Raw genomic sequence first — 22,202 nt, 5'->3', positions numbered from 1 at the left:
TCGCCCACACCGGAGTACCCCGCGGTTATCGCGGGCCGGTTGCCTCCTCCGCCCGCCCCCGCTTCGGCCCTTCGGCCGGGGCTCGGGGGCGGGCGGGGCAGAGGGGAGCCGGAGCACCCGCTCCACGCACCAGCGAGCCGTCCCGAGCTGCAACTCGGGACGGCTCCGAACAGGACTGACTTGGAGGTCTCCTGTGTCATCGATCATCCCCGCGCCCGCCACCTTCGGCAAGCAGCACCCCGGGGTGGGCCTGAACGGTTCGGTGGACCGCCTGCTGGCGACCGCGCTCGCGGACCTGGAGCACGCCGTCCGTACCGGTCGGGGTGACTACACGATCCACGTGGTCGACCACCTGGCACGTATCGCCCGCCGCCAGCACGGCCCCCACCTCACCGCCGCCACCCGCACGCTCGCCCTCGCGCGGGGCCGGATCAGCGGGCGGCACGACCTGACCACCCCGCGGCGCCTGGCCGCCCGTATCCGTATCGCCCGCCGTACGACGGCCGGTGACCCGGTCACGGGCGAGGCGCTGCGACGCGTACGGACGGAGGCCGCCTGATGACGTCCTCCACCTCCGCTGAGCAGCAGGCCGCTGACGCACTGACGCGTCAGCGGATCGAGGCCGCACGGGAGGCCGCGCGAGCGGCCGAACTCGCCCGCGCCCAGGCCGAAGCCGCCAGGCAGAACCAGGGCACGCGCTGATGGCGGGTCGAGGCGGGCACCACTTGGCCGCCGAGGGTGAGCCGGAGCCGGAGCACGGTCGGGTTCCTGACGGTCCGCCGCCTTCGATTCCGCTGCCGCGTAGGGAGCCTGGCGGCTCGCTCTGATCCGACGTCCCTTCCTGTGTGGGCGGCAACCGGAGTACCGGTTGCCGCCCACGCGTACGTCCTGCACTTGGAGGCAAGCCCGTGTCCTTCCATGACCTTCCGCCCGCTCGGTGGGCGTCGCAGGCCGCTGAGGCGGTCCGCGCGGTCAACCACACCACCCCGTCCGGGTTGGAGTTCCCCAGCGACGCCTACGACACGGTGGCCGCGCTGGGCGAGGTGGCCGAGCGGCTCCCGCAGGCCCTCGCCCAGATCAACGCCTACCTGCACGCCCAGCAGAGCGCCGGACGGCTCCGTAGCGACCGGGGCGCCCTCGACCTCGACGTGGAACTCGCCGTCGAGGGACTGACCAACGCCGCCCGCAGCGCCCAGACCACGGCCGAGCACCTCGCCGTCGTCCGCGCCGGGCTCTCCCACCTCGGCACCACCGGCCACTGAACCCGGATCGGAGACCACACCATGAAGACGAAGACGACGCTGCTCACCCTCGTACACGACGGACCCGACCGGGAGCCGTCCGCCGCCGAACTCGCCGCGATCGAGGAGGAGATGCCCGCCATCGAGGCGGACGTCGACCTGCTGGACGTGGAGATCAGCCTGATGGACCGGCCGTATTCCGAGCTGGGCGAGCGCCGGTTGCGCCGCGCCCGCCGCAAGGTACTGGCCGCCCGCCGCACCCTCACCAACACGGCGGGAGTGTCGGCGTGAGCACCTTGACGACTCCCGAGATCGCCGGTCTGTTCGCGCGCAGCAGCCCGCGTTTCGGGCTCAGGGTGGTGCGGGCGGAGGGCCCGTACCGGCATCTGGTGACGACGTCGCGGAGTGAGCGTGACCGCCGGTACGAGGTGGTGACGTGGCCCGGGTCGCTCGTCGTGCGGGACACCGACGACAGCGCGACGTACACGTTTTCGGGGCCTGTGGACCTGACCGGGTTCGCGCGCGCCGAGTACGAGCGGGGCGTGGACGTTCGTCGCTGGAACAGGCTGATGGCTTCGGGCTCGTCGCTCGTGATGGCGTACAGCGAGCGGGAGTTCCGGCGCCGACTCGCGGTGGAGTTGGCGGCGGTCGAGCCCGAGTGCTCCGGCATCACGGCCGCGTGGGACGCGTTCCTGGACGAGCGTGACGTGGAGGAGCCGGAGGAGGCGTACGCGGCGCTGGCCACCTTCGCCTACCAGGGCGAGACCTTTCTCTGGCTGACGCACGAGACCGGGTTCGAGGACTACCACTTCGCGTTCGTGTGGGCCTGCCACATCGGCGCGTGGGCCGTGACCCGGTACGCCGCCGACCACGCCCCGGAACCCACTGCACCCCCGATGGTCCAGAGCCGGGGCGTCGACTCGTTGAGGTGGTCCGCATGATCCGTATCGTCACCGCCCGCCGTCTGGCGGGCACGGCGGCCGAGGTGGAGCGTCTGCGCGCCCGGCTGGAGCAGGCGTCGGCCGATGCCCAGAGCTCGCGGGACCGTGAGGTGGCCGACCATCTGCGGTTGCGGGCTGAGGTGGACCAGGCCGAGCGCGGCCGGAACACGGCCCTGTTCGAGCTGGACATCGCCAACGCGGCCATCAAGTCGCTGCGCGAGGAGGTGGCCGAGCTGGTCGCCGAGGTGAAGGCGGCCGAGGAAGCCAGCGCGGCCTCTTCCGCCCATGGGCTGGTGTTCGTGCTGACCCGGTTCGAGCAGCTGCACAGCGTCCACGCCAGCCACGAGGACGCGCAGGCGGAGGCCGAACGCCATGGCGCGGCGCCCGGCGGGTGGGTCACCCGTCCCACGCCTGAGCCGCTGGCGGAGTCGCCGTGGCGGGTCACGCCGCTGCAGTACGAGCCCGCCCCGGGGGTGGTGGCGGCATGAGCGACTACCTGGAGGTTCTGGAGGGCGGGCCCGAGTGGCTGCCCCTGGCGGCTGCGGTCGCGGTCGTGCTGCCCTCGCTGGTCTTCATGGCGCTGGCCGTGGCGCGGTTGCGCAGGTCGTGGCTGTCGGGGATCGGCGCGCAGGCCGTGGTCGCGTTGGGCGGCGTCGCGGTCTCGGTGCATGGGTTGTGGGGGTTCGCCACCGGCACCGCCGGGCTCCACCCCGGGCTGGCAGCGGCGTTCATTGGGGTGTTCGACGCCGCGGAGATCGTGCTGCTGGTCATGCTCTACCGGGCGGCCGACCCGGAGGTCGGGTGGACGCCGGAGCTCCGGCTGATGCACCGCACCGCGTGGACGCTGGTCGCCTTCTCCGGCGCGATGAACGCAGTCCACGCACCCAACTGGTGGGCACGCCCGGTGCTCGCCGCGGTTCCCGCGCTGGCCACCTGGCTCATCGAACTCCAGCTGCGCAGCAAGCTCGGCGGTGGCGTCGGCGAAGTTCAGGAGGAACCGGGTGGGCGTCCGGGGCCGGTGCGGCTGGCGGTGCTGGTGTGGCAGCACGCCTGGTCGGGTCTCTTCGCCCTGTTGGGGCTGGATACCCGTACGTCGTCCACGGCGCTGGCGCGGGCGGCGATGGTGCAGCGCGCCGCACTCAGGGTCTACCGCCTGCGCCTCGCCCTAGAAACCGGGGCCCGGTCCCGACGGGTACGCAAGCTGCGACGTCGGGCGCAGACCGCGCTGGACCGTGCGGACGTGGCGACCGACCCCGCCCAGTCCCTCGCGCTCGCGCGGCGGCTCGCCGCTTTGGTGCGTGCGGACGAGGTGGCGCTGCTGGACTACGCCGACACCACGGCCGTGCTGGCGATGGTCGAGGACCTGTCGGTCACCGACGCCGCCCACACCGCCGCCGCGGTTTCCCGCGCGGAAGAAGCAGAGGCCGCGCGGCAGCGCGCGGAGAGCGCGCGGCAGGAGGCCGAAGCCGCGCGGCACCGCGCGACGGAGGAGACCGACGCCGCGCACGCCAAGTTGAAGACCCTGCGGGAGGAGAAGGTAGCCGCGCGGGAGAGCGCGGACGCCGCGCGGCAGCGCGCGACGGACGCGCGGAACGAGGAGAAGGCCGCGCGGCAGGCCGAGACCGACACCCAACGCCGGGCGCGGGAGGACGTCGAAGCCCTCCAGACCCGTGCCGGGCAGCTCCGGACCCTGGTGGAGGAGTGGGAGGGCCGCAGCACGCGGGCGCGGGAGCAGGCCGAGCAGGCGGAGGCGGCGTTGTCGCAGCTCACCGCCCGCACAGAGGAAGCCGCGCTCGTGCACGGCCGTCTGTTGGGTGACCTCGCCCAGCATGCCCCCGACCACGACTCGCACGTCTTGGTCGGCGGTGGGCGGCTGTTCCAGTCGGACGCCAAACAGGCCGGATGGGACCACTACCGGGAGCGCCTGGACGCCAGCGGCGGGCAGGACGAGCCGTCCGCGGCCGAGCTGGCCGACCAGTACGGGGTGAACGCCGGCAACGCGCGGAACTGGCTGCGGGACTTCCGTGCCGCGCGCGCCGCGCAGCTCACCGCGCACCCGCCGCGCGCCGCCGCGCGCACGGTCGACAGCGTGGCCGTCTGATGCCCCCGGGCAGCGTCTCCTACGACCCCACGGGCGAGGAGTACGGCATCCCCACCTACCCGTGGAGGTGCGCCCCGGACGGGCTGGCGACACGGCGGCAGTTGCGTGCGCGGGGACTTCGGCCCGGTGGGCAGGAACCGGTCGCGCAGCTCGTACGGCCGCGCCGGGCGGGGCGTCCGCCGCTGGTCGCCTACCTCTACCGGATCGACCGCGCGAAGCCCGTACGGCCGATGACCCTCGCCCGCTGGCGGGCGCTGGAAGCGGCGATGACCGTACGGCGGACCTGCCCCGCATGCGGAATCGACCGCGGGTACTGCCTCCCGACCTCCCTCGGCATGTGCCCCACCTGCCACGACACCCCGGTCGCACTCGCGGCCTGAACCCATAGAAGGGAAACACCGGATGATCAACGACACCATCGACGGCTACGGCGGGCCGTACTCGCACCACTTCGTGCTGACCCTGCAGAAGCCGTGCCCGGGTGGCATGGCGATGGGGACCTGGAACGGCGGGATGACGCCGCAGCCGGGCTGGACCCGCTGGGACGCCTACACCTGGCTGTTGGAGCAGTTCGTGCACAACAACCCGCACCTGTCCGGGGGCAACGTCCTCTTCTTCGCCCTGGAGCCCAACGCGCTGGAGTGCGACGGGCTGTGACCAGCCCCGGCGCGGCCCCCTCCCGCCTGCCAGCTGTTGCGGGCCGCGCCGGGTTGCCCCTTCAACCGCCCCCGCACGCGGGGGCGTAAGGAGAGCTTCCATCATGACGGAAACGCTGGTGACCTCGACCAGTTCGGGCCACCCTCCATCCACCACACCGTCCCCTTCTCCCTCTCCGGCCGCTTCCGGCGCGCGGGGTGGTGGGGTGCGGCAGACCCGTGGCGGGTTGCCCGCCGTGCCGCTGGCCGTGACGACGGGCAACTCGATGGTCGGGGCGCTGTCGGCGGCCGTGTTGACGGTCGGCCCACTCGCGGCTGCCGCGACCGCGGGCGGCGCGGTGGTGACCGGCGCGGTCGCCTCCCGCGTACGCAACCGCCAGCGCCGCCGTAACCCCTCGGCCCTCCGGCGGAGCCCGGCGCGGCACAGCGGCGGTACGGGCGGCGGGGGCCGCCGCACCGGATCGCCCGGCAGTGTCGGCTCCTCCGGAAGCGGCGGCGGTCGGCGGGGAGCGAAGAAGACTCCCGGTGGTGGTGCTGCGGTGCCGAGGCAGCCTTCCGGCAGTCGTACGACCGGTCCCCGCAACCCCGGTACGGGCCACGGCGGTACCGCTCCTGGCGGGAAGGACCGCCGTCCCGGCGGGGGCCGTTCGGGCGCGGCCCCGGGCGGATCGCGTCCGGGTGCGGGCCCGGGTGGGGTGCGTTCGGGTGCCTCGCCCGTGAAGTCCCGTACGGGCAACGGCCCGTCCTCCCGCGGCCGTGAGGGTGGGGGTGGGGGGCCGCTGGGTGCGGTCCGTGACGCCCGCCGCGCACGGCGCGACGGAGCGCCGAGCAGGGGAGCGCAGCGCCGGGCGGACGCCGCCGCGCGCCGTGCGCTCGCGGACGGCCGCCGAGCCGCCCGCAAGGGCTTGGACGCGGCTGCGGGCAGGGGTGGTTGGCGGTCGAAGGCGCGTGCGCTGCGCGATCGGCAGTCCCTCGCCCGCGCCGGTCGCGTACGGGAAGCGCGGCGGCGGGCGTTGGCGCGTAAGGCGATGGGCCACTCCCGGCTGCGGTTCTGGGGGCGCTGCGCCCTGGCCGCGGGTATCGCGGCCCCGGTGGGGCTGCTGGGGATGCTGTCCACGCCGTTGGGCCGCCGGTTGGGGTGGCCGGGGTTGATGTACCTGGGCCGTCGCCTGTTCCGGCGACTGATCGGCGCGGCCCGGGACGCCCGGGAACAGCGCGACCTCGACGCCCTCGCGGCAGCCGAGGAGCAGGAAGAGGAGGAACGGCTGCTGCTGTCGCGGGTGCCGCGGGCACCGCGCAACCACCACACACACCTTTGGGGAGTCGCCATGTCCGAGAGCACACCCGGGTTCCTCTTCGACGCGTCCGCGTCGGAGATGGAGAGCGCCGCGAGCGCGTACGCCCCCGACGGCGCGATGCACGTCATCAACACCCTGGTGGGGATGCCCGCCGCGCTGACCTCGATCTCCAACACCTTCAAGATCCTCGCGGAGAAGTCCGACGAGGAGTTCCCGCTGGAGAAGGAGGTCGGCGAGGGACTGGAGGACGTCTACCGGTTCCTGCGCCGAGCCGCAGAGGCGGCCGAGGAGGTCGCACAGGTCGCCCAGCAGGTCCACGAGCAGGACATCAAGCGGCACGAGGAGCCGCGCCAGGGCGAGGGCATGTGGGACACGGTCAACAACCAGGACTGACCACGACACACCCCGCACCGTGTGCGTGAGGGCGGGCCCGCACCGTGCGGGCCCGCCCTCACGCACGAACCCACCCACGAATCGGAGGACGCATGAAGGCTGACCACGGCCTCAACCTCTCCCACACGCACGGCCCGCCCCCGACCGAGCAGGCCCCCTCCAAGCCGAGCAAGATCCCCAGCAGCTCCAAGGCGTCGAAGGGGCGGGAGTCGTCGCTGGGCGGGGTCCCGTTGGACTGGTCCGTCCCGCACGGTCCGTTCACCGGGGCGCTGTCCGCGACGACGGGCGCCGGGGCGGTCGCCCTACTCGGTGCCGCGACGCACATGCCCTCGGGCTGGCCGCTGGCCATCGGCGCGGCCGGGGCGCTCGGCCACGGCATCGGGCACAGCATCCGCCGGAAGCTGACCGGCCGTTCCCTGGCGACGCGTTCGGCTTCCTGGCTGCTGGCCGGGGGCTGGACCACCTGGGCCATCACCACCGGCCCTCTCCAGTGGACCGCCGCCGGGACGCTGGCCGCCCTCGGAGTCGGGATCGGCACCATGGCCTCCCACGCCGCCGCCCACGAGGAAGTGACCGAGGAGGAACGGCTGTCGCACGAGGCACGCGAGCTGGCGAAGGAGATGAACGCCGACCGGGCCGCGATCGCCCGCGAGTGGGAGGAGCGCATCGCGCGGGTGTGCCACGTACAGGTGCGGATCTTCGCGGTAGAGCAGTGGTCCACGGGCGCCGGGTACTCCCTCGCGGCCGAGCTGCCCGGCGGCGGCGCGACCTGGGACCAGGTCCAACGGCAGGCCAAGGGCCTCGCCGGGGACGCCGGCCTCCCCCTCGGCTGCGCCATCCACGTCGAAGAGGGCGACCGGCAGGGCCGCGTCGTCCTCGACATCCCCACCCAGAACGTCATCGACCGCGAATACCCCTACCCCACCGACCACAGCCCGCTCTCCATCCTCACCGGCATCCCCTGGGGACTGCTGCCCAACTCCGACCCGGTCCGCGTCTACCTCCGCGAAGCCTGCGCCCTGGTCCTCGGCCCGCCCGGGTCGGGCAAGTCCACCTTCGTGGACGTCGTCATCGGCGGGTTCGCCCGCTGCACCGACGTCGTCACCTGGGTCATCGACTTCAAGAACGGGGCGAGCGCGCGACCCTGGGTACGGCCCTACCTCGAAGCCCAAGGCCACCTGCGCCCCGCCCCGGGACAGCCCGTCCCGTCGGCCGAGACCCGGCCGGGCGTGGACTGGGTCGCCTCCACCCCGCCCGAGGCGCTGCGGATGCTCCGCGCGCTGGTCGCGATCAACGAGGCCCGGCAGCACGCCTACCAGGACCTCATGGACGCCGAGGACACCACCCTGCTGCCCGTCTCCCCGGCCCTGCCCCAGATCCAGGTCGTCGTGGACGAGGGCGCGGAACTGCTGTCCGCCCCCAGCTTCCGCGACCCGGTCATGAAGGAGGTCCAGAAGCTCGTCAAGCAGGTCATGCGCACCACCCGCGCCATGGGTGAACGCCTCGTGCTCACCGCCGTGGACGGCAACGTCTCCGCGCTGGGCAACACCGAGGTCCGCAAGTTCTCGCCCGTCGGAGTCGCGCTCACCTCCGGCGAGTCCGCCGGAGACAACGCCGCCAAGCTGTTCAAGCGCGTCCGGGTGGACGCCTCCCAGCTCAAGGCCAAGGGCTCCGGCGTGATCGGCGCCGCGGGCGCCGACGGGTTCGCCCCCACCCCGTTCAAGGGCTGGAAGACCTCACCAAGCATGGCCCGCGAAGTCGCGCTCGCCACCAACGACCGCCGCCCCCACCTCGACGCTCCCTCCGCCCAGGCGGCCGGAGAGGACTACGCCCAGCGCTGGACCCCGGAACGCGCCGGATGGCTCTGGAACCACGACGCCCCCACCGGGACCGCCAGCACCCCACCCACCCCGGCCGGGCCCGCGAACCCCGGCACGGAGAGCACACCGGACGCCGGGGGCGGGGACGGGTTGAACCTGTCCTACCGCAACCAGGACGACGGACCGGACATCGACGTGCTGGCCGCCCGGTTCATGCGCGAGATCGACGCCACCTACGGCACCACCCACGAACCCGGCCCCGACGCACAGGACGGCGGGCTGTCGCTCTCCTTCCACCACCGGCAGACCGACGACGACGGCCCGGAACAGGGCGACGCCCGCAAAGCCGCACTGCTGCTGATCCTCGCCGCCGGACCCGCCGGGACCGGAGCCTCCGCCATGGAACGAGACCTGAAGAACGACTACGGCACCCGCCGCCCGGTCATCCAACGGTGGCTGAAGGAGTGGGCCGAGAACGGCGAGATCGTACGCGTCGGAGAAGGCAGCAAGGCCCGCTACGTCCACCGCCAGCACGCCGACACCCAGCCCGGCAAGGACTGACCCCCGCACCTGTCTGTCACCTGTCACCCAGCCCCCGTACAGGCCCTCAACGGGCCCTGTAAGGCCCGGAAACCGCCTGTCACCTGCACAGAACAGGTGACAGACAGGTGACAGGTGACAGGCGCGTGACAGGCCGGGTGACAGGCCGACGCGACCCGCGCCCACCCACACGGAGGCCCCTTGTGGACACCCCGCACACGATCACCACCCTCACCCGAAACGGCCAACCGCCCGCCCCCGTGACCGGTGTCGCGCACCCGTCGATGCCGGTGCACGAACTCCCGCCCGGCGTCGAGGTGGTCACCCTCCCCGGCGGCCACCGCACCCTCGCCTACACCCACCACGCCTCCAGCCCGGGACCGGTCGCGCCCGCCGCGCAGCCAATCCCGGCATGGGCGAAGACCACCGCGCTCCTCGCGCCCACGGTCGGCGGGGGCGTCGGCGCCGCCGGAATCGGACTCTCCTACGCCGCCCCGGGACTGATCGCCATGAGCCACGCCCTCTGGTCCGCCGCCGCCCTCATCGCCACCAGCACCCTCGCCGTCGCCGCCCTCCTGTGGGCGGCACGCCAACGGGCCACGGGTCAGGGGCCCGCGCAGGTCACGCAGAACATCACCGCGACCGGCATGTTCGGCCGCGCCAACGGCACCATCCACAACCGCTGAGGAGCACCCGTGCCCGAAGACCTGCCCCCGATGGCCCGAGTCGTCGTACGGGGCGGACGCCACGTCCACGCCGTACGAGTAGACGAACAGGGTGTCGCCCGCACGGCATGCGGGTCACGGCGGCTGCGCCGCTGCGACCACCCGCAGTACGCCGACGAACCCGTCACCTGCCCCAACTGTCCGCCGGAGGCCGTGCCGACGGTTCCCGTCCAGCCGAGCTGGCCGGACCCGGAAACGGCGTACGCCACCGCGCCCAACCTCACCATCGAGCGCATCGAGCTGAACACCTGGCTGGACGACGACCCGTACGACTTGGAGCACGACTACTTCCTGCGCCGGGCCGCCCTCACGGACCGCATCGCGCTCCTCGACCCGAGCACCACCACGAACGAGGAAGCCGAAGCCGCCGCCCTCATGTTCCTGGACACCGACAGCGACCCCACCCTGCCGGGCCACGCCGCGGCGGAAGCCGACCCGCGCGGCTACACCCGCCAGCAGTACGCCCGCTGGACCGCCGAGCAGCGGCACGCCGCTTAAACGCAGTCGGGGCGGCCGTCTCTCGCCAAAGTCACGGCCGCCCCGGTTCTCCAGCTCCGAGAAGAGACTTAAGGAGGTTCCCAGCATGACACCTGCCCACCGCCCCGCGCTGCTGCGCGTGGCACTGCGTCTGGCCGCCGCGGGCGTGCCCGTACTGCCCCTGCGGGCCGGGAAGTTGCCGTTCGGCAACTGCCCCGACTGCGCCAAGTCCGCGTGCGGTGACCGCCCGCACATGCTCCGCGCGGGCCCCTGCACCTGCCCGGCGCCGTGCCACGCGTGGGCCGCCGCCACCACCGACCACACCGTGCTCACCTCAACCGCGTGGGTGCCCGCGTGGCGTGAGGCTGCCGCTGTGGCGTACCACCCCGGCGGGGCCGGGGTAACCGTGGTCGACCTGGACGACGCGGCGGCCGTCGCGTGGGCCCGTACGGCGCTGCCCGCCACCCGCACCGTGGCCACGACGCGCGGGGAGCACTGGATCTACCGGGGCGCCATGACCTCACACAACCGGGTACGGCCGGACGTCGACATCAAGTCCGCCATGTCCTACGCCCGTTGGCTCGGCACCGGCACCGGCACCATGACCGCCCTGCCCGCCGCCGTCCGCGCGCTCGTTGAGGGTGAAGAGACCACCCCCGCCCGCGCGAGGGTGGTCTCTTCACCCCCGCCCGCCGACTGGAACCCGCGCGTGGCGACCGGGTGCCGGCACACCGAGCGGTACGTACGCACCGGCCTGGAACGCGGTCTCGCCATGGTCCGCGCCCGCAAAGAATCCGGCGCCAGCAGCCGCGCGTTCGGCGTCGCCCAGTTCATCGCCCGGCAGCACACCCACTGCCCCGGCCCCTGCGACCTGGAAACCCTCGCGGACCACCTCGTGGCCGCCGCCGTCTCCGTCGGCGTCCCCGAGCCGTACGCCGCGCGAGCCGTCACCCGCGGACTCGGCCTCACCCCGACGCGGGAGGCCGTATGACCGCGCACACGCACCCCGCCCGACCGGCCCCCGCCACGACGGAGGGTGGGGCGCCGAAGGTCGCCGCCGAAGGCGCCTGTTCAGCTTGTTGCCCTGGCCCGCGCCCGAACGGTCTGCGGTACCCGGTCGGGTGGCTGCACGTACGAGCACCGGGCGGCCGTACGGTGCCGTCCGCACGGTCGGTCTGTGCCTGCGGGCGCGACCGCCACGCCATCGGCACCGAACAGGTCACCGCCCTCGTTCTTGACCACGCCGACCACCGCGAGAGCTGCCCGGACCGTCTCCCGGCCGAAGGGAGGACCGCCGCATGACCGACATCATCGACGGCCCCGCACTACTCAGCGCGGTGGAAGCCTTCCACCGCCGGTTCAACGCCTTCCCCAGCGAAGCGGCGTACGTGGCCACCGTGTTGTGGGACGCGCACACGCACCTGCTGGACTGCTTCGACTCCACCCCCCGGCTGGCGTTCCTCTCCCCGGAACCCGGTTCGGGCAAGACCCGCGCGCTGGAGGTCATCGCCACGCTCGTGCCCCGGCCGATGCACGCGATCAACGCCTCCCCTGCCGCTCTGTTCCGGGCGGTCGCGGACGAGACCGGACGCCCGGTCATCCTCTTCGACGAGATCGACACCGTCTTCGGCCCCAAGGCCAAAGACAACGAGGACCTGCGCGGCCTGCTGAACGCCGGTCACCGCCGCTCCGGCGTCTCCTACCGGTGCGTGGGAGACGGCGGGCAGCAGACCGTGGTCGCCTTCCCCTCGTACTGCGCGGTCGCACTCGCCGGGCTCGGCTCCCTGCCGGACACGATCCACACCCGCTCGGTGGTGATCCGTATGCGCCGCAAGGCACGTTCGGAGAAGGTCCAGCCCTACCGCGAGCGCACCAACGAACCCGAGGGCCACGCACTGCGGAAGAAGCTGGCGAAGTGGGCCGACCAGGTCCGCGACAGCGTGAACGGGTGCTGGCCGGAGATGCCCGAAGGCATCACCGACCGTCCCGCCGACGTGTGGGAGCCCCTGCTCGCCGTGGCCGACGCCGCGGGCGGCACCTGGCCCGAGCGGGCCCGCGCCGCATGCGTGGAACTCGTGGCGGCCAGCGCGGAGGGCGACCGGGGCAGCATCGGCGTGAAGCTGCTGACCGACCTGCGCGACCACGTCTTCCGGGGGCAGACGGCGCTGTCCACGGTGGAGATCCTGCACCTGCTCAACAGCCTCGAAGAGTCCCCGTGGGGGGACTTGGACGGCCGGGCCCTCAACTCGCGGGAGCTGTCGAAGATGCTCCGGGAGTACGTCACCGCCACCGGGAAACCGATCGCGCCGCGCACGGTCCGGGTCGCCGGGCAGCCGATGAAGGGCTACACCCGCGCGGACCTGAACGACGCCTGGGACCGCTACTGTCCCCCGCCCCCCGAAACATCGGTTACACCGGTTACAGCCGCCCCTGAACTGCCGCTGAACAGCGCGGACACCGTAACCGCAGGCGTAACCGGAACCTGAGCTGTAACCGACGGAACCGGTTCACCAACCCGGGGTCGCCCACACCGTACGAGCGGCCCCGCCGCGTACACCGACACCACCGCACCCGGCGGGGTGTAACCGCAGCCATCGGTTACACCCCACCCTCCGGTTACAGAAACCCTGCCCCTGACCTGCGATGTAACCGACGTAACCGACGTAACCGACTTGCCAGGGTCGAAGCGTCACAGCGCCCGCCCACTCCAGAAGGAGCGCACATGGCACGCCAGCAGATGCTCAAGCTCCCCGAAGTCCTCTCCGAACTCGGCATGAGCCGCGCCGCCTTCTACCGCATGCGCGCCCGCGGCAAGGCGCCCAAGCTCATCAAGCTCCCGAACGGCCAGCTGCGCGTACGCCGCAGCGACCTGGACGACTGGCTCGGCAACTGCGAGGAGGACATGGCCGCCTGACCGGCCGTCGAAGAACCACCACCAAGGGGCCCGCCGTACGGCGGGCCCCTTCTTCATCGGGAGAAGCACCTCTATGCCCCTCACCTACGACGTTCGGGTCTACGCCCTGGAAGTACGGCGGGAACGACCGAAGCCGTACCGGGTGCGTTGGCGCGTGGGCGATCGGAAGCACGGCAAGAGCTACACCCTCAAGCCTCAGGCCGACGGGCGGCGCTCCGAGCTGATGTCCGCCCTCCGGCGCGGTGAGCAATTCGACACCGATCTCGGTCTGCCGTCCTCCGAGCTGCGAGCGATGCGCGGCGCCATCACCTGGTACGCCCACAGCCGCGCGTTCATCGACCGCAAGTGGGACGGCGCACCTGCCAAGTCCCGGAAGAACTTCGCGGATGCGCTGGCCACGATCACTCCGGCCATGGTGCGGAGCGAGACCGGGCGACCGGATGCCCGGGTTCTTCGCGCGGCCCTGTACGGGTGGGCGTACAACAAGAACCGGTGGGCGAACGAGCCCCCGGAGGAACACGCGAAGGCGCTTCGGTGGATCGAGAAGCAGTCCATCGCCATGGCGGACTTCGAGGACCCGGCAACCGTACGGAAGGCGCTCGACGCGCTGTCCCGCAGGCTCGACGGGAAGCCAGCAGCGGCGCGTACGGCGAACCGCAAGCGCGCCTGCCTGAGCGACGCGCTCGGTCTGGCGGTGGAACGGAAGCTGTTCTCCACCAACGTGAACCCGATCACCACGGTCCAGTGGAGCGCCCCGAAGTCGACGGAGGAGGTCGACCCCGAGTGTGTCGCCAATCCTCGCCAGGTGCGGCAACTCCTCGCGGGCGTACGGATGCAGGGCGCCCGCGGACAGCACTTGGAGGCGTTCTTCGGGTGCCTGTACTACGCCGCCATGCGGCCCGCTGAAGCCTCGTACCTTCAGCGGCAGCAGTGCCACTTGCCCGAGCACGGGTGGGGCTCTCTCGTACTGCGTCGCGGCGTCGTACGAGCCGGTCGCTCGTGGACCGACGACGGCACGGCGCACGAGGAGCGTGGCTTGAAGGCCAGGCCGCTGGACGATTCCCGACCGATCCCCATCCCGCCGCACCTCGTTCGGCTCCTACGGGATCACCTGAAGCAGCACGGCACGGCAGGCGACGGCAGGCTCTTCCGTACGAACCGCGGCGGGCTGCTTCAGGAGACCGGATACGGGGAGGTCTGGGCTCGCGCCCGCCAAGAGGTGCTGACGGAGCAGCAGCACCTCTCGATGCTCGCGCGGCGGCCGTACGATCTCCGACACGCTGGCGTCTCGTTCTGGCTCAGCTCAGGCGTGGACCCGGCCGAGTGCGCGCGCCGCGCGGGGCACAGCCTGGCGGTGATGTTCCGCGTGTACGCCAAGGTGCTGGCTCAGGCCGAGGACCGCGCAAACCGCAGGATCGAGGCGGCCATGGACGAGTGGGCCGACTGAATCCCGGGGGACGCGTGGGGGACACGCGCTGACCACCTGCGGGAACGGGGCGGAACGAGGTGAGACAAGTGCCCTGATTCCGGGCATCCGGGCTCGACGTCGCGCGGACACGAGAAAGGGCCCGTTCCCAGCGTTTTGGCTGGTCACGGGCCCTACTCGGAGCGTGGCGGCGCCAGGATTCGAACCTGGGAAGGCGAAGCCGGCAGATTTACAGTCTGCTCCCTTTGGCCGCTCGGGCACACCGCCGGAGTTTGCTGCTCTGGGCGCCGCTCGGGGGCCGCGCTCGTTGGCAACGGGGTAAACCATACCCGATGGCAGGGGGTGGTCCGCCACCCGGATCTTCGGGGTGGAGGGGCCCCCGGGGTGGCTAGGCTGGCGGGCGCGGCGCGCGGGAGCGGGCCGTAGTTCGTGTGACCGGATCTACGTTGTGAGGAGCCAATCCACCATGGCCGACTCCAGTTTCGACATCGTCTCGAAGGTCGAGCGGCAGGAGGTCGACAACGCCCTCAACCAAGCCGCCAAGGAGATCGCGCAGCGCTACGACTTCAAGGGCGTGGGCGCCTCGATCGCCTGGTCCGGGGAGAAGATCGAGATGCGCGCCAGTGGCGAGGAGCGGGTGAAGGCCGTACTCGACATCTTCCAGGCCAAGCTGGTGAAGCGCGGGATCTCGTTGAAGGCGCTGGATGCCGGGGAGCCGCAGGCGTCGGGCAAGGAGTACAAGCTCTTCGCGTCGCTCAAGGAGGGCATCTCCCAGGACGACGCGAAGAAGGTCGCGAAGATCATCCGCGATGAGGGTCCGAAGGGCGTCAAGGCGCAGGTGCAGGGTGACGAGCTGCGGGTGACGTCCAAGAGCCGGGACGCGTTGCAGGAGATCATCACGTTGTTGAAGGGCAAGGACCTGGAGTTCCCGCTCCAGTTCGTCAACTACCGCTGACCCGGCGGCCGTCGGGGCCCGCCCCCCGTACGCGCGCGGAGTGCGCGCGGGGCGGCGAGAGCGGCGGCCGTCGCGAGTACGGCTGCCGCGACCGCCGCCGCGTTCGTGCCGTCCGTGAACGCCGCGCGGGCCGCGGTCAGCAGCGTGTCGCCGGCCGGTTCCGGCAGCCGGTCGGCCACGGCACCCCGCGCCGCCGAGGATCTCGCGGGCCATGTCTGCGGCTCCGGGCGGCAGTTCGTACGCCGTGGCGCCTGGCGGCCCGCCCGTCGATCCGCCGGGCGCCCCGCACGACAGGGCGTCCGGTACGGCGTCGGCGGAGCCGTGCCGGTGGACCGCGGCGCAGACGCCGCCCAGCACGGCCATGCCCAGCGCCCCGCCGAACTCCGTACCGCTCTCCAGCAGTCCGGACACGGCGCCCGCCTGTGCGGCGGCCCCGGCGAGGACGAGGGGCAGGGGTGAGTCCGCGCGCAGCAGGGCGAGGACGAGGAAGCCGACGGCCGCGACGGCGAAGCCCGTACTGACGACGTACGGGCGGAGTACGTACCGCGCGAGCCGTACTCCGGCGGGAGCCGCGCACCCCACGCACGCGGACGGGACGAGGCTCCAGAGGGCGGCTTGGAGCGGGCTCATGCCGAGTACCGGCTGAAGGTACTGCGTGGTGAAGATCGCGAAGCCGACCATCAGGAACATCGCCACGACGTTCGCGCCGAGCGCGGCCCCGAAGCCAGGAGCGCGGAACAGCGCGAGATCGACCATGGGGTGCGCGGCCGTACGTTGCCGACGCAGGAAGGCCGCGGCGACGGCGAGGGCGAGTACGGGGGCGAGTTCCTGGACCCCGTAGTTCGTCGGCAGGACCGCGGCGAGGGAGAGCAGTGAGCCGGGCAGGTCGACCAGGAAGACCGAGCCCATCAGGGGTGTTCGAGGAGTACGCCGCTGACGACGGGCCCGAGTGCGACGCCGCCGGTCATGACGGCCGACCAGACGGCGAGGGCGGTGGCGCGCTGCCGCGCGTCGCGGAGGAGGTCGCGGATCAGACCGAGCGTCGAGGGCATGAGCGTGGCGCCGCCGATACCGAGGAGCGCGCGGGCGGCGACGAGGATGCCGGGCGACGACGGCCGACGCGATCCCCGAGGGCCCCATGATGAGGAGGAGGCCGCCGAGGACGAAGACGCGTCCATGGAGACCAGGACCACGCGCAGCAGAGGGACGGCGAGCGCGGTCCACTCGCGACGCCCGGCGTGTTCGGGGTGTGCGGGGATCATGGCGGGGACCGTACGCACGCATGGAACGACCGTATAAGACGCTCGTATAATACGGGTGTCTACTTCTGCGGTACGGTCCTGCCATGGGACATCGCGAAGATCTGCTCGAAGGCGCGAAGCGCTGTCTGCTGGACAAGGGGTACGCCCGTACGACGACGCGGGACATCGTGCGGGAGTCCGGCACGAACCTGGCCTCGATCGGCTACCACTACGGCTCGAAGGACGCCCTCCTGCGCGAGGCGCTGTTCGCGGCCATGGGCGAGTGGGCCGACGACGTGCAGCAGGAACTGGAGGCGGGCATCGACCCGGACGCCACGCTGGCGGAACGCTTCGAGGCGGGCTGGGCCACGGTGGGCGCGCTGTTCGACAGGCACCAGCGGCTGTGGGCGTCGAACCTGGAGGCGGTGCTGCACGCGGACACGGACCCGGAGCTGCGGGCGGCGTTCGCGCGGGCGCAGCCCGAGGCGCGTACGGGGCTGGTCTCGCTGTTCGACGGGACGCCGGAGGCCGAGGTCGCGGCCGGGGAGGCGGACGTGTCCGGCACGTTCTACATGACGCTCGTGGCCGGGCTCATCGTGCAGAAGGCGTTGGACCCGGACTTCGTGCTGTCCGGGAGCGACCTGCTGACGGCGATGCGGCGGGTCGTCGGCGACGCGGACGGAGCAGGTGACGCGAGTGGAGCGGGTGACGCGAGTGGAGCGGGTCGTACGGACGGCGCCGGGCGTACGGGCTGAGCTGGGGGCGCCCGCCCCGTACGGCTGTCGCTACCAGCGGTAGTGCGGGTACGCCGTCGGCCCGTCCGTGGGGACGATCTCCCGGCCGAGGGGCATCAGCGAGACCGGGATCAGCTTGAAGTGCGCCAGCCCGAACGGAATCCCGATCACCGTGAGGCAGAACGCGACGCCCGCCAGGAAGTGCCCGATCGTCAGCCAGATCCCGGCGAAGACCAGCCAGACCACGTTCCCTATGCCCGCGCCGACTCCGGCGTCGCCGCGCTGGACGACTCTGTTCCCGAAGGGCCACAGGGCGTAGAGCGCGATGCGGAAGCAGGCGACGCCGAACGGGATCGTGACGATGAGGACGCAGCAGACGATCCCGGCGAGGGCGTAGACGAGAGCCATCCAGAAGCCGGAGAAGACCAGCCAGATCACGTTCAGGACAGTCTTCACGGGGGCGGGCCCTCCATCCGTTCGAGCCGGGCGATGCGTTCGGCCATCGGCGGGTGGGTGGAGAAGAAGCGGGTCATGCCGACGCCGGGGCGGAACGGGTTCGCGATCATCATATGGCTGGCGGCCTCCAGGCGCGGTTCCGGGGGGAGCGGCAGCTGCTTGGTCCCGGCGTCGAGCTTGCGGAGGGCGGAGGCGAGCGCGCCGGGGTCGCCGGTGAGCCGGGCGCCGGAGGCGTCCGCCGCGTACTCCCGGGAACGGCTGACGGCGAGCTGGATCAGGGTGGCCGCGAGCGGCCCGAGGATCATGATCAGCAGCATGCCGAGCAGACCCGGTCCGTCGTCGTCGTCGGAGCGGCCCAGCGGGATCAGCCACGCGAAGTTGACCAGGAACATCACGGCGGAGGCCAGCGCCCCGGCGACGGACGCGATGAGGATGTCCCGGTTGTAGACATGGCTCAGCTCGTGGCCGAGGACGCCCCGCAGCTCCCGCGCGTCGAGCAGGCGGAGGATGCCGTCGGTGCAGCACACGGCGGCGTTACGGGGGTTGCGGCCGGTGGCGAACGCGTTCGGCGCCCGGGTCGGTGACAGGTACAACCGGGGCATGGGCTGCCGGGCGGCCGTGGACAGCTCGCGCACGACGCGGTACAGCTCGGGCGCCTCGAACTCGCTGACCGGGCGCGCCCGCATGGCGCGCAGCGCGAGCCGGTCGCTGTACCAGTACGCGTACGCGTTCGTACCGAGCGCGACGACGACGGCCAGCACCAGGCCCGTACGGCCGAAGAAGCTGCCGATGACGACGATGAGGCCGGACAGCCCCGCGAGGAGCACTGCTGTCCGCAGCCCGTTGTGCCGGCGGTGCACGGTACGCCCTCCAGACGGTGCGGCAGGGGAACGCTGAGCCAGGTGCGCCGTCCACCCTCCGGTGGACGCTCACCTCATGCTGAACGCCGGGTGGGCGCGGGCAGTTCCCGGCCGACCCCCTACAGAAGCGTCGTGGAGGCGAACCGCAGGACGAGCTGGGGCGCGCCGGACAGCGCGACGGCGAGCACCCCGGTGAGCGCGACGGCGGCGGTGACGGGTGCGGAGATCCGTACGGGGCGCGCGGTACGTACGCCGTCCACGGTCCGTACGGCGGTCGCCGTCCGTACGCCCGCCGCGGCGGAATCGGCGTCCGCGCGCGCGGGAGCGGATCTCGCCACGCGCGCGGGCGCGGCCTCCTCCGCCGGGAGGAAGAGGAGGGCGGTCCAGCGGAGGTAGTAGAAGAGGGCGATCACGACGTTGACGGCCATCACGACGGCGAGCCAGCCGAGCCCGGCGTCCACGGCGGTGCGGAAGACGGCCACCTTGGCGAACAGCCCGATGACGCCCGGCGGCAGCCCCGCGAGGCACAGCAGGAAGAAGCCGAGGGCGAGGGCGGCCAGCGGGTGGCGCGCGTACAGGCCGCGGTAGTCGTCGACCCGGTGGGCGGCGGAACGGGTGCGCACGTGCGCGGCGACGGCGAAGGCGCCGAGGTTCACGACGGCGTAGACCAGCGCGTACGCGACCGTCGCGCCGATCGCCTCCGTCGGGCTGTCGGCGCCGCCCGCGGCGGCGAGGGGCACCAGCAGGTAGCCCGCCTGCCCGACGGACGACCAGGCGAGCAGGCGTACGGCGCCGTGCGCGCGGCCGGTGTCCTGGCGGAGGGCGGCGACGTTGCCGACGGTCATGGTGAGGGCGGCGAGCACGGCGAGGGCGGGCCCCCACACGTGGTCGTAGCGGGGGAAGGCGACGACGGTCACCAGGATGAGGCCGGAGAAGCCGACGGCCTTGCCGACCACCGAGAGGTAGGCGGCGACGGGCAGCGGCGCGCCGACGTACGTGTCGGGCACCCAGAAGTGGAACGGCGCGGCGGCCGTCTTGAAGGCGAAGCCGACGAGCGTCAGCACGACGCCCGTCATGGCGACGGTCTCCAGCCGCGCGTCCTCACCGGGGAGGGCGTCCGCGACGGTGGTCAGGTGCAGGGAGCCGGTCGCCGCGTACACGAAGCTCACGCCGAGCAGCATGACGGCGGTCGCGGTGACCGAGGAGAGGAAGAACTTGAGCGCCGCCTCGGACGACAGCCGGTCCCCGCGCCGCAGCCCGACCAGCGCGAACGCGGGCAGCGAGGCCACCTCCAGCGCGACCACGAGCGTGGCCAGGTCGCGGGACGCGGGCAGCAGCGCGGCGCCCGCGGCGGAGGACAGCAGCAGGAACCAGAACTCACCCGCGGGCAGCCGTTCGTCCCGCACGGACGCCGTGGACAGGAGTGCGGCGACGAACGCGCCGCCGAGCACCAGGAGCTGGACGGCGAGGGTGAACGGGTCCGCGACGTAGCTGCACACGTCCGGCTCGGCGGTGAGGCAGAACGTGCTCCGGTCGCCGTCCAGCAGCGGCAGCAGCGCGAGCCCCGCCAGGGCGAGCCCGGCGCACGAGACCGGGCCGAGGAGGTGCTTGCGGGCCTCCGGCAGGAACAGGTCGAGGACGAGGACGGCGAGACCGGCCACCGCTGCGACGACGGGCGGGGCGATGGCGAGCCAGTCGACGGACTGGACGACGTCGGCGGACTGGACGACGTCGGCGGCGACGGTTGCGGTCATCGGGTCACTCCTGGCAGGAGGTCCTGTACGGCCGGGTCGGTGAGCCCGAGGAGGGCCGCGGGCCAGAGCCCGGCGAGGACGGTGAGGACGACGAGCGGGGTCCAGGCGGCGAACTCGTGGCCGCGTACGTCGGGCAGCGCCACCGGCACCGGGGACGCGTCCGCCGTACGGGACGGGGGCTCCGCGCGCGCGGGCGACGCGTTCGCGCCGGGGGACGCGTTCTCCTCCCCCTCCCCCACCGGGATCGCCGCGGGCCGCTCGTCCGGGTCGCCCATGCAGACGCGCCGTACGACGACCAGCAGGTACGCGGCGGTGAGCAGGGTGCCGAACGCGCCGACGGCGGTGAACACGAGGTACGCGGGGCGGCTCAGCCCGTCCGCCGGGTGGAACGCGCCCAGCAGCGCCAGCAACTCGCCCCAGAACCCGGCCAGTCCGGGCAGCCCGAGCGACGCGACGGCCGCGAACGCGAGCAGCCCGCCGAAGCGCGGCACCCGGCCGTACAGCGCGGCGCCCGTACGGCCCGCGAGGCGGTCCAGGTCGGTGGTGCCCGTGCGGTCCTTGAGCGCGCCGACGAGGAAGAAGAGCAGGCCGGTGATGAGGCCGTGGGCGACGTTCGCGAAGAGGGCGCCGTTCACCCCCGTACGGGTGAGGGTCGCGATGCCGAGGAGCACGAAGCCCATGTGGCCCACGGAGGAGTACGCGATGAGGCGCTTCAGGTCGCCCCCGGCGCCGCGGCGGGCGAGGGCGAGGCAGACGAGGGAGCCGTAGACGATCCCGGCGACGGCGAGCGCGGCGAGGTACGGCGCGAACGTCCGCATCCCGTCGGGCGCGACGGGCAGCAGGATGCGGACGAAGCCGTACGTGCCCATCTTGAGCAGGACGCCCGCGAGCAGCACGGAGCCGACGGTGGGCGCGGCCGTGTGCGCGTCGGGCAGCCAGCTGTGCAGCGGCCACATCGGGGTCTTCACGGCGAGGCCGAGGCCGATGGAGAGGACGGCGAGGAGCTGCGCGGTGTGGCCGAGGGCGGGGCCGTCGGCGCCGGGGGCGTTGTCGGTGGTGAGTGTGACCATGTCGAACGTGCCCGCCTCCAGCCCCACGAGGAGCAGGCCGAGCAGCATCACGACGGAGCCGAGGAGGGTGTAGAGGATGAACTTCCAGGCGGCGGGGCCGCGTCGGGCACCGCCCCAGCGGGCGATGAGGAAGTACATCGGGATGAGCACCGTCTCGAAGGCCAGGAAGAACAGCATCAGGTCGAGCACGGCGAAGGTGGCGAGCGTGCCGGCTTCGAGGACGAGCAGCAGCGCGACGAAGCCCTTGGCGGAGGGGCCCTCGGGCATACGGAAGTAGCTGTGGAGGGCGCAGAGGAAGGTCAGCAGCGCGGTCAGCACCAGCAGCGGGAGGGAGATGCCGTCGATGCCCAGATGGATACGGATGTCGAGCGCCGGGACCCAGCTGACGTCCGTCTCGGCCTGCACGGTCGCCGGGTGATCGTGGTCGAAGCCGAGCGCGAGCAGCAGCGCCGCGACCAGGACGACGCCGGTGACGGTCACGCCGTGGCGCAGCACGGCCTGTTCGGGGCCGCTGCCCCGCAGGCCGGGCGGCGCCGGGAGCAGCGCGGCGGCGGCGCCGAGCAGCGGGAGCACCACGACGGCGGCAAGCAGCAGGGCCAT

27 protein-coding genes and 1 tRNA gene are annotated in these 22,202 nt (G+C 72.7%); 21 read left to right on the top strand and 7 right to left on the bottom strand.

From position 1 onward, the window contains the following. The first annotated feature begins 193 nt into the window (after window positions 1-193). The 17 genes from D7M15_RS17910 to D7M15_RS17830 all read left to right on the top strand — a co-directional run bounded on the left by D7M15_RS17910 (window position 194) and on the right by D7M15_RS17830 (window position 14,553). Window positions 194-559, top strand: a complete 366-nt coding sequence (locus D7M15_RS17910) for a hypothetical protein (protein WP_121518439.1) — start codon at window positions 194-196, stop codon at window positions 557-559. Beyond that, window positions 559-702, top strand: a complete 144-nt coding sequence (locus D7M15_RS28545) for a hypothetical protein (RefSeq protein WP_165906285.1) — start codon at window positions 559-561, stop codon at window positions 700-702. The genes D7M15_RS17910 and D7M15_RS28545 overlap by 1 nt, the downstream gene beginning before the upstream one ends. A 206-nt stretch (window positions 703-908) precedes the next feature. Next, the gene (locus tag D7M15_RS17905; RefSeq protein WP_121518438.1) at window positions 909-1,262 is read left to right on the top strand and encodes a hypothetical protein; all 354 of its coding nucleotides are present in this window, start codon (window positions 909-911) and stop codon (window positions 1,260-1,262) included. Window positions 1,263-1,283: 21 nt separating this feature from the next. Next, window positions 1,284-1,532, top strand: coding sequence for a DUF6284 family protein (locus tag D7M15_RS17900; protein WP_121518437.1), 249 nt, complete (start codon window positions 1,284-1,286; stop codon window positions 1,530-1,532). Beyond that, window positions 1,529-2,182, top strand: coding sequence for a hypothetical protein (locus tag D7M15_RS17895; protein ID WP_121518436.1), 654 nt, complete (start codon window positions 1,529-1,531; stop codon window positions 2,180-2,182). The genes D7M15_RS17900 and D7M15_RS17895 overlap by 4 nt, the downstream gene beginning before the upstream one ends. Next, window positions 2,179-2,670 (top strand): hypothetical protein, encoded by a 492-nt coding sequence (locus D7M15_RS17890; RefSeq protein ID WP_121518435.1) that lies wholly within the window; start codon window positions 2,179-2,181, stop codon window positions 2,668-2,670. Before D7M15_RS17895 ends, D7M15_RS17890 begins: the two co-directional genes overlap by 4 nt. Beyond that, window positions 2,667-4,283: a hypothetical protein gene (locus tag D7M15_RS17885; RefSeq protein WP_121518434.1), complete on the top strand. Its 1,617-nt coding sequence runs from the start codon at window positions 2,667-2,669 to the stop codon at window positions 4,281-4,283. The genes D7M15_RS17890 and D7M15_RS17885 overlap by 4 nt, the downstream gene beginning before the upstream one ends. Further along, window positions 4,283-4,663, top strand: coding sequence for an RRQRL motif-containing zinc-binding protein (locus D7M15_RS17880; RefSeq protein WP_121518433.1), 381 nt, complete (start codon window positions 4,283-4,285; stop codon window positions 4,661-4,663). The genes D7M15_RS17885 and D7M15_RS17880 overlap by 1 nt, the downstream gene beginning before the upstream one ends. A gap of 22 nt (window positions 4,664-4,685) precedes the next feature. After that, window positions 4,686-4,940, top strand: a complete 255-nt coding sequence (locus tag D7M15_RS17875) for a hypothetical protein (protein WP_121518432.1) — start codon at window positions 4,686-4,688, stop codon at window positions 4,938-4,940. A 1,027-nt stretch (window positions 4,941-5,967) separates the two neighbouring features. Beyond that, on the top strand, window positions 5,968-6,630 hold the full coding sequence (locus D7M15_RS17870) for a hypothetical protein (protein WP_121518431.1): 663 nt from the start codon (window positions 5,968-5,970) through the stop codon (window positions 6,628-6,630). Window positions 6,631-6,722: 92 nt separating this feature from the next. After that, on the top strand, window positions 6,723-9,011 hold the full coding sequence (locus tag D7M15_RS17865; RefSeq protein ID WP_240649360.1) for a hypothetical protein: 2,289 nt from the start codon (window positions 6,723-6,725) through the stop codon (window positions 9,009-9,011). A 239-nt stretch (window positions 9,012-9,250) separates the two neighbouring features. Next, window positions 9,251-9,676 carry a hypothetical protein gene (locus D7M15_RS17860; protein ID WP_240649679.1) on the top strand — a complete coding sequence of 142 codons (426 nt, stop codon included), beginning with the start codon at window positions 9,251-9,253 and terminating at the stop codon, window positions 9,674-9,676. Window positions 9,677-9,685: 9 nt separating this feature from the next. Next, the gene (locus tag D7M15_RS17855; protein ID WP_127201772.1) at window positions 9,686-10,213 is read left to right on the top strand and encodes a hypothetical protein; all 528 of its coding nucleotides are present in this window, start codon (window positions 9,686-9,688) and stop codon (window positions 10,211-10,213) included. A gap of 85 nt (window positions 10,214-10,298) precedes the next feature. Continuing rightward, entirely contained in the window at window positions 10,299-11,183 is an 885-nt protein-coding gene (locus D7M15_RS17850; protein WP_121518429.1) for a bifunctional DNA primase/polymerase, read from the top strand. A 307-nt stretch (window positions 11,184-11,490) separates the two neighbouring features. Then, window positions 11,491-12,678: a DUF3631 domain-containing protein gene (locus D7M15_RS17840; protein WP_121518427.1), complete on the top strand. Its 1,188-nt coding sequence runs from the start codon at window positions 11,491-11,493 to the stop codon at window positions 12,676-12,678. A gap of 236 nt (window positions 12,679-12,914) precedes the next feature. Then, the gene (locus tag D7M15_RS17835; RefSeq protein WP_121518426.1) at window positions 12,915-13,106 is read left to right on the top strand and encodes a helix-turn-helix domain-containing protein; all 192 of its coding nucleotides are present in this window, start codon (window positions 12,915-12,917) and stop codon (window positions 13,104-13,106) included. A 73-nt stretch (window positions 13,107-13,179) separates the two neighbouring features. Then, a complete protein-coding gene (locus tag D7M15_RS17830) occupies window positions 13,180-14,553 on the top strand; it encodes a tyrosine-type recombinase/integrase (protein ID WP_121518425.1) in 1,374 nt (457 codons plus the stop codon). Window positions 14,554-14,717: 164 nt separating this feature from the next. Here D7M15_RS17830 and D7M15_RS17825 read toward each other — a convergent pair. Then, a tRNA-Tyr gene (locus tag D7M15_RS17825) sits at window positions 14,718-14,799 on the bottom strand. Between the two features lie 199 nt (window positions 14,800-14,998). Between D7M15_RS17825 and D7M15_RS17820 the strand changes: the two genes are divergently transcribed. After that, entirely contained in the window at window positions 14,999-15,487 is a 489-nt protein-coding gene (locus tag D7M15_RS17820) for a YajQ family cyclic di-GMP-binding protein (protein WP_121518424.1), read from the top strand. Here the strand turns inward: D7M15_RS17820 and D7M15_RS29115 are convergent. Next, window positions 15,478-15,666, bottom strand: coding sequence for a hypothetical protein (locus D7M15_RS29115; RefSeq protein ID WP_240649359.1), 189 nt, complete (start codon window positions 15,664-15,666; stop codon window positions 15,478-15,480). The genes D7M15_RS17820 and D7M15_RS29115 overlap by 10 nt on opposite strands. Window positions 15,667-15,814: 148 nt before the next feature. Here D7M15_RS29115 and D7M15_RS29435 point away from each other — a divergent pair, with 148 nt between their 5' ends. Together D7M15_RS29435 and D7M15_RS29110 are read left to right on the top strand one after the other, a co-directional pair. Continuing rightward, on the top strand, window positions 15,815-15,946 hold the full coding sequence (locus tag D7M15_RS29435) for a hypothetical protein (RefSeq protein WP_276314461.1): 132 nt from the start codon (window positions 15,815-15,817) through the stop codon (window positions 15,944-15,946). A gap of 156 nt (window positions 15,947-16,102) precedes the next feature. Continuing rightward, window positions 16,103-16,363 (top strand): hypothetical protein, encoded by a 261-nt coding sequence (locus D7M15_RS29110; protein WP_240649358.1) that lies wholly within the window; start codon window positions 16,103-16,105, stop codon window positions 16,361-16,363. A 32-nt stretch (window positions 16,364-16,395) separates the two neighbouring features. Here the strand turns inward: D7M15_RS29110 and D7M15_RS29105 are convergent, their stop codons facing one another. After that, window positions 16,396-16,749: an MFS transporter gene (locus tag D7M15_RS29105; protein ID WP_240649357.1), complete on the bottom strand. Its 354-nt coding sequence runs from the start codon at window positions 16,747-16,749 to the stop codon at window positions 16,396-16,398. Between the two features lie 83 nt (window positions 16,750-16,832). Between D7M15_RS29105 and D7M15_RS17810 the strand changes: the two genes are divergently transcribed. Then, window positions 16,833-17,483, top strand: a complete 651-nt coding sequence (locus D7M15_RS17810) for a TetR/AcrR family transcriptional regulator (RefSeq protein WP_121518423.1) — start codon at window positions 16,833-16,835, stop codon at window positions 17,481-17,483. 30 nt (window positions 17,484-17,513) lie between these two features. On the opposite strand, the gene D7M15_RS17805 is transcribed toward D7M15_RS17810, so the two are convergent. From D7M15_RS17805 to D7M15_RS17790, 4 genes are all read right to left on the bottom strand, one after another. After that, a complete protein-coding gene (locus tag D7M15_RS17805; protein ID WP_121518422.1) occupies window positions 17,514-17,918 on the bottom strand; it encodes a YccF domain-containing protein in 405 nt (134 codons plus the stop codon). Next, window positions 17,915-18,778, bottom strand: a complete 864-nt coding sequence (gene htpX, locus D7M15_RS17800; RefSeq protein WP_121518421.1) for a zinc metalloprotease HtpX — start codon at window positions 18,776-18,778, stop codon at window positions 17,915-17,917. Before htpX ends, D7M15_RS17805 begins: the two co-directional genes overlap by 4 nt. Before the next feature lie 119 nt (window positions 18,779-18,897). Continuing rightward, complete coding sequence (locus D7M15_RS17795) at window positions 18,898-20,532, bottom strand: NADH-quinone oxidoreductase subunit N (protein WP_121518420.1); 1,635 nt, start codon at window positions 20,530-20,532, stop codon at window positions 18,898-18,900. Next, window positions 20,529-22,202, bottom strand: a complete 1,674-nt coding sequence (locus D7M15_RS17790) for an NADH-quinone oxidoreductase subunit M (RefSeq protein ID WP_121520954.1) — start codon at window positions 22,200-22,202, stop codon at window positions 20,529-20,531. Before D7M15_RS17790 ends, D7M15_RS17795 begins: the two co-directional genes overlap by 4 nt.

The organism is Streptomyces sp. Z26 (assembly GCF_003665095.1).
In the GTDB taxonomy this organism is placed as follows: domain Bacteria; phylum Actinomycetota; class Actinomycetes; order Streptomycetales; family Streptomycetaceae; genus Streptomyces; species Streptomyces phytohabitans.
Note: the sequence above shows the minus strand (reverse complement) of the source record. Positions and strands in the feature narration are given on the sequence as shown.

What these genes read in the sequence shown, in the direction of transcription:
- D7M15_RS17870 (WP_121518431.1), top strand. Translation starts at nt 5,968, where the DNA reads ATGGGCCACTCCCGGCTGCGGTTCTGGGGGCGCTGCGCCCTGGCCGCG.
- D7M15_RS17820 (WP_121518424.1), top strand. Translation starts at nt 14,999, where the DNA reads ATGGCCGACTCCAGTTTCGACATCGTCTCGAAGGTCGAGCGGCAGGAG.
- D7M15_RS17900 (WP_121518437.1), top strand. Translation starts at nt 1,284, where the DNA reads ATGAAGACGAAGACGACGCTGCTCACCCTCGTACACGACGGACCCGAC.
- D7M15_RS17865 (WP_240649360.1), top strand. Translation starts at nt 6,723, where the DNA reads ATGAAGGCTGACCACGGCCTCAACCTCTCCCACACGCACGGCCCGCCC.
- D7M15_RS17885 (WP_121518434.1), top strand. Translation starts at nt 2,667, where the DNA reads ATGAGCGACTACCTGGAGGTTCTGGAGGGCGGGCCCGAGTGGCTGCCC.
- D7M15_RS17840 (WP_121518427.1), top strand. Translation starts at nt 11,491, where the DNA reads ATGACCGACATCATCGACGGCCCCGCACTACTCAGCGCGGTGGAAGCC.
- D7M15_RS17795 (WP_121518420.1), bottom strand. Translation starts at nt 20,532, where the DNA reads ATGACCGCAACCGTCGCCGCCGACGTCGTCCAGTCCGCCGACGTCGTC.
- D7M15_RS17830 (WP_121518425.1), top strand. Translation starts at nt 13,180, where the DNA reads ATGCCCCTCACCTACGACGTTCGGGTCTACGCCCTGGAAGTACGGCGG.
- D7M15_RS28545 (WP_165906285.1), top strand. Translation starts at nt 559, where the DNA reads ATGACGTCCTCCACCTCCGCTGAGCAGCAGGCCGCTGACGCACTGACG.
- D7M15_RS17790 (WP_121520954.1), bottom strand. Translation starts at nt 22,202, where the DNA reads ATGGCCCTGCTGCTTGCCGCCGTCGTGGTGCTCCCGCTGCTCGGCGCC.
- D7M15_RS29105 (WP_240649357.1), bottom strand. Translation starts at nt 16,749, where the DNA reads ATGATCCCCGCACACCCCGAACACGCCGGGCGTCGCGAGTGGACCGCG.
- D7M15_RS17880 (WP_121518433.1), top strand. Translation starts at nt 4,283, where the DNA reads ATGCCCCCGGGCAGCGTCTCCTACGACCCCACGGGCGAGGAGTACGGC.
- D7M15_RS17850 (WP_121518429.1), top strand. Translation starts at nt 10,299, where the DNA reads ATGACACCTGCCCACCGCCCCGCGCTGCTGCGCGTGGCACTGCGTCTG.
- D7M15_RS17890 (WP_121518435.1), top strand. Translation starts at nt 2,179, where the DNA reads ATGATCCGTATCGTCACCGCCCGCCGTCTGGCGGGCACGGCGGCCGAG.
- D7M15_RS17875 (WP_121518432.1), top strand. Translation starts at nt 4,686, where the DNA reads ATGATCAACGACACCATCGACGGCTACGGCGGGCCGTACTCGCACCAC.
- D7M15_RS17810 (WP_121518423.1), top strand. Translation starts at nt 16,833, where the DNA reads ATGGGACATCGCGAAGATCTGCTCGAAGGCGCGAAGCGCTGTCTGCTG.
- D7M15_RS17835 (WP_121518426.1), top strand. Translation starts at nt 12,915, where the DNA reads ATGGCACGCCAGCAGATGCTCAAGCTCCCCGAAGTCCTCTCCGAACTC.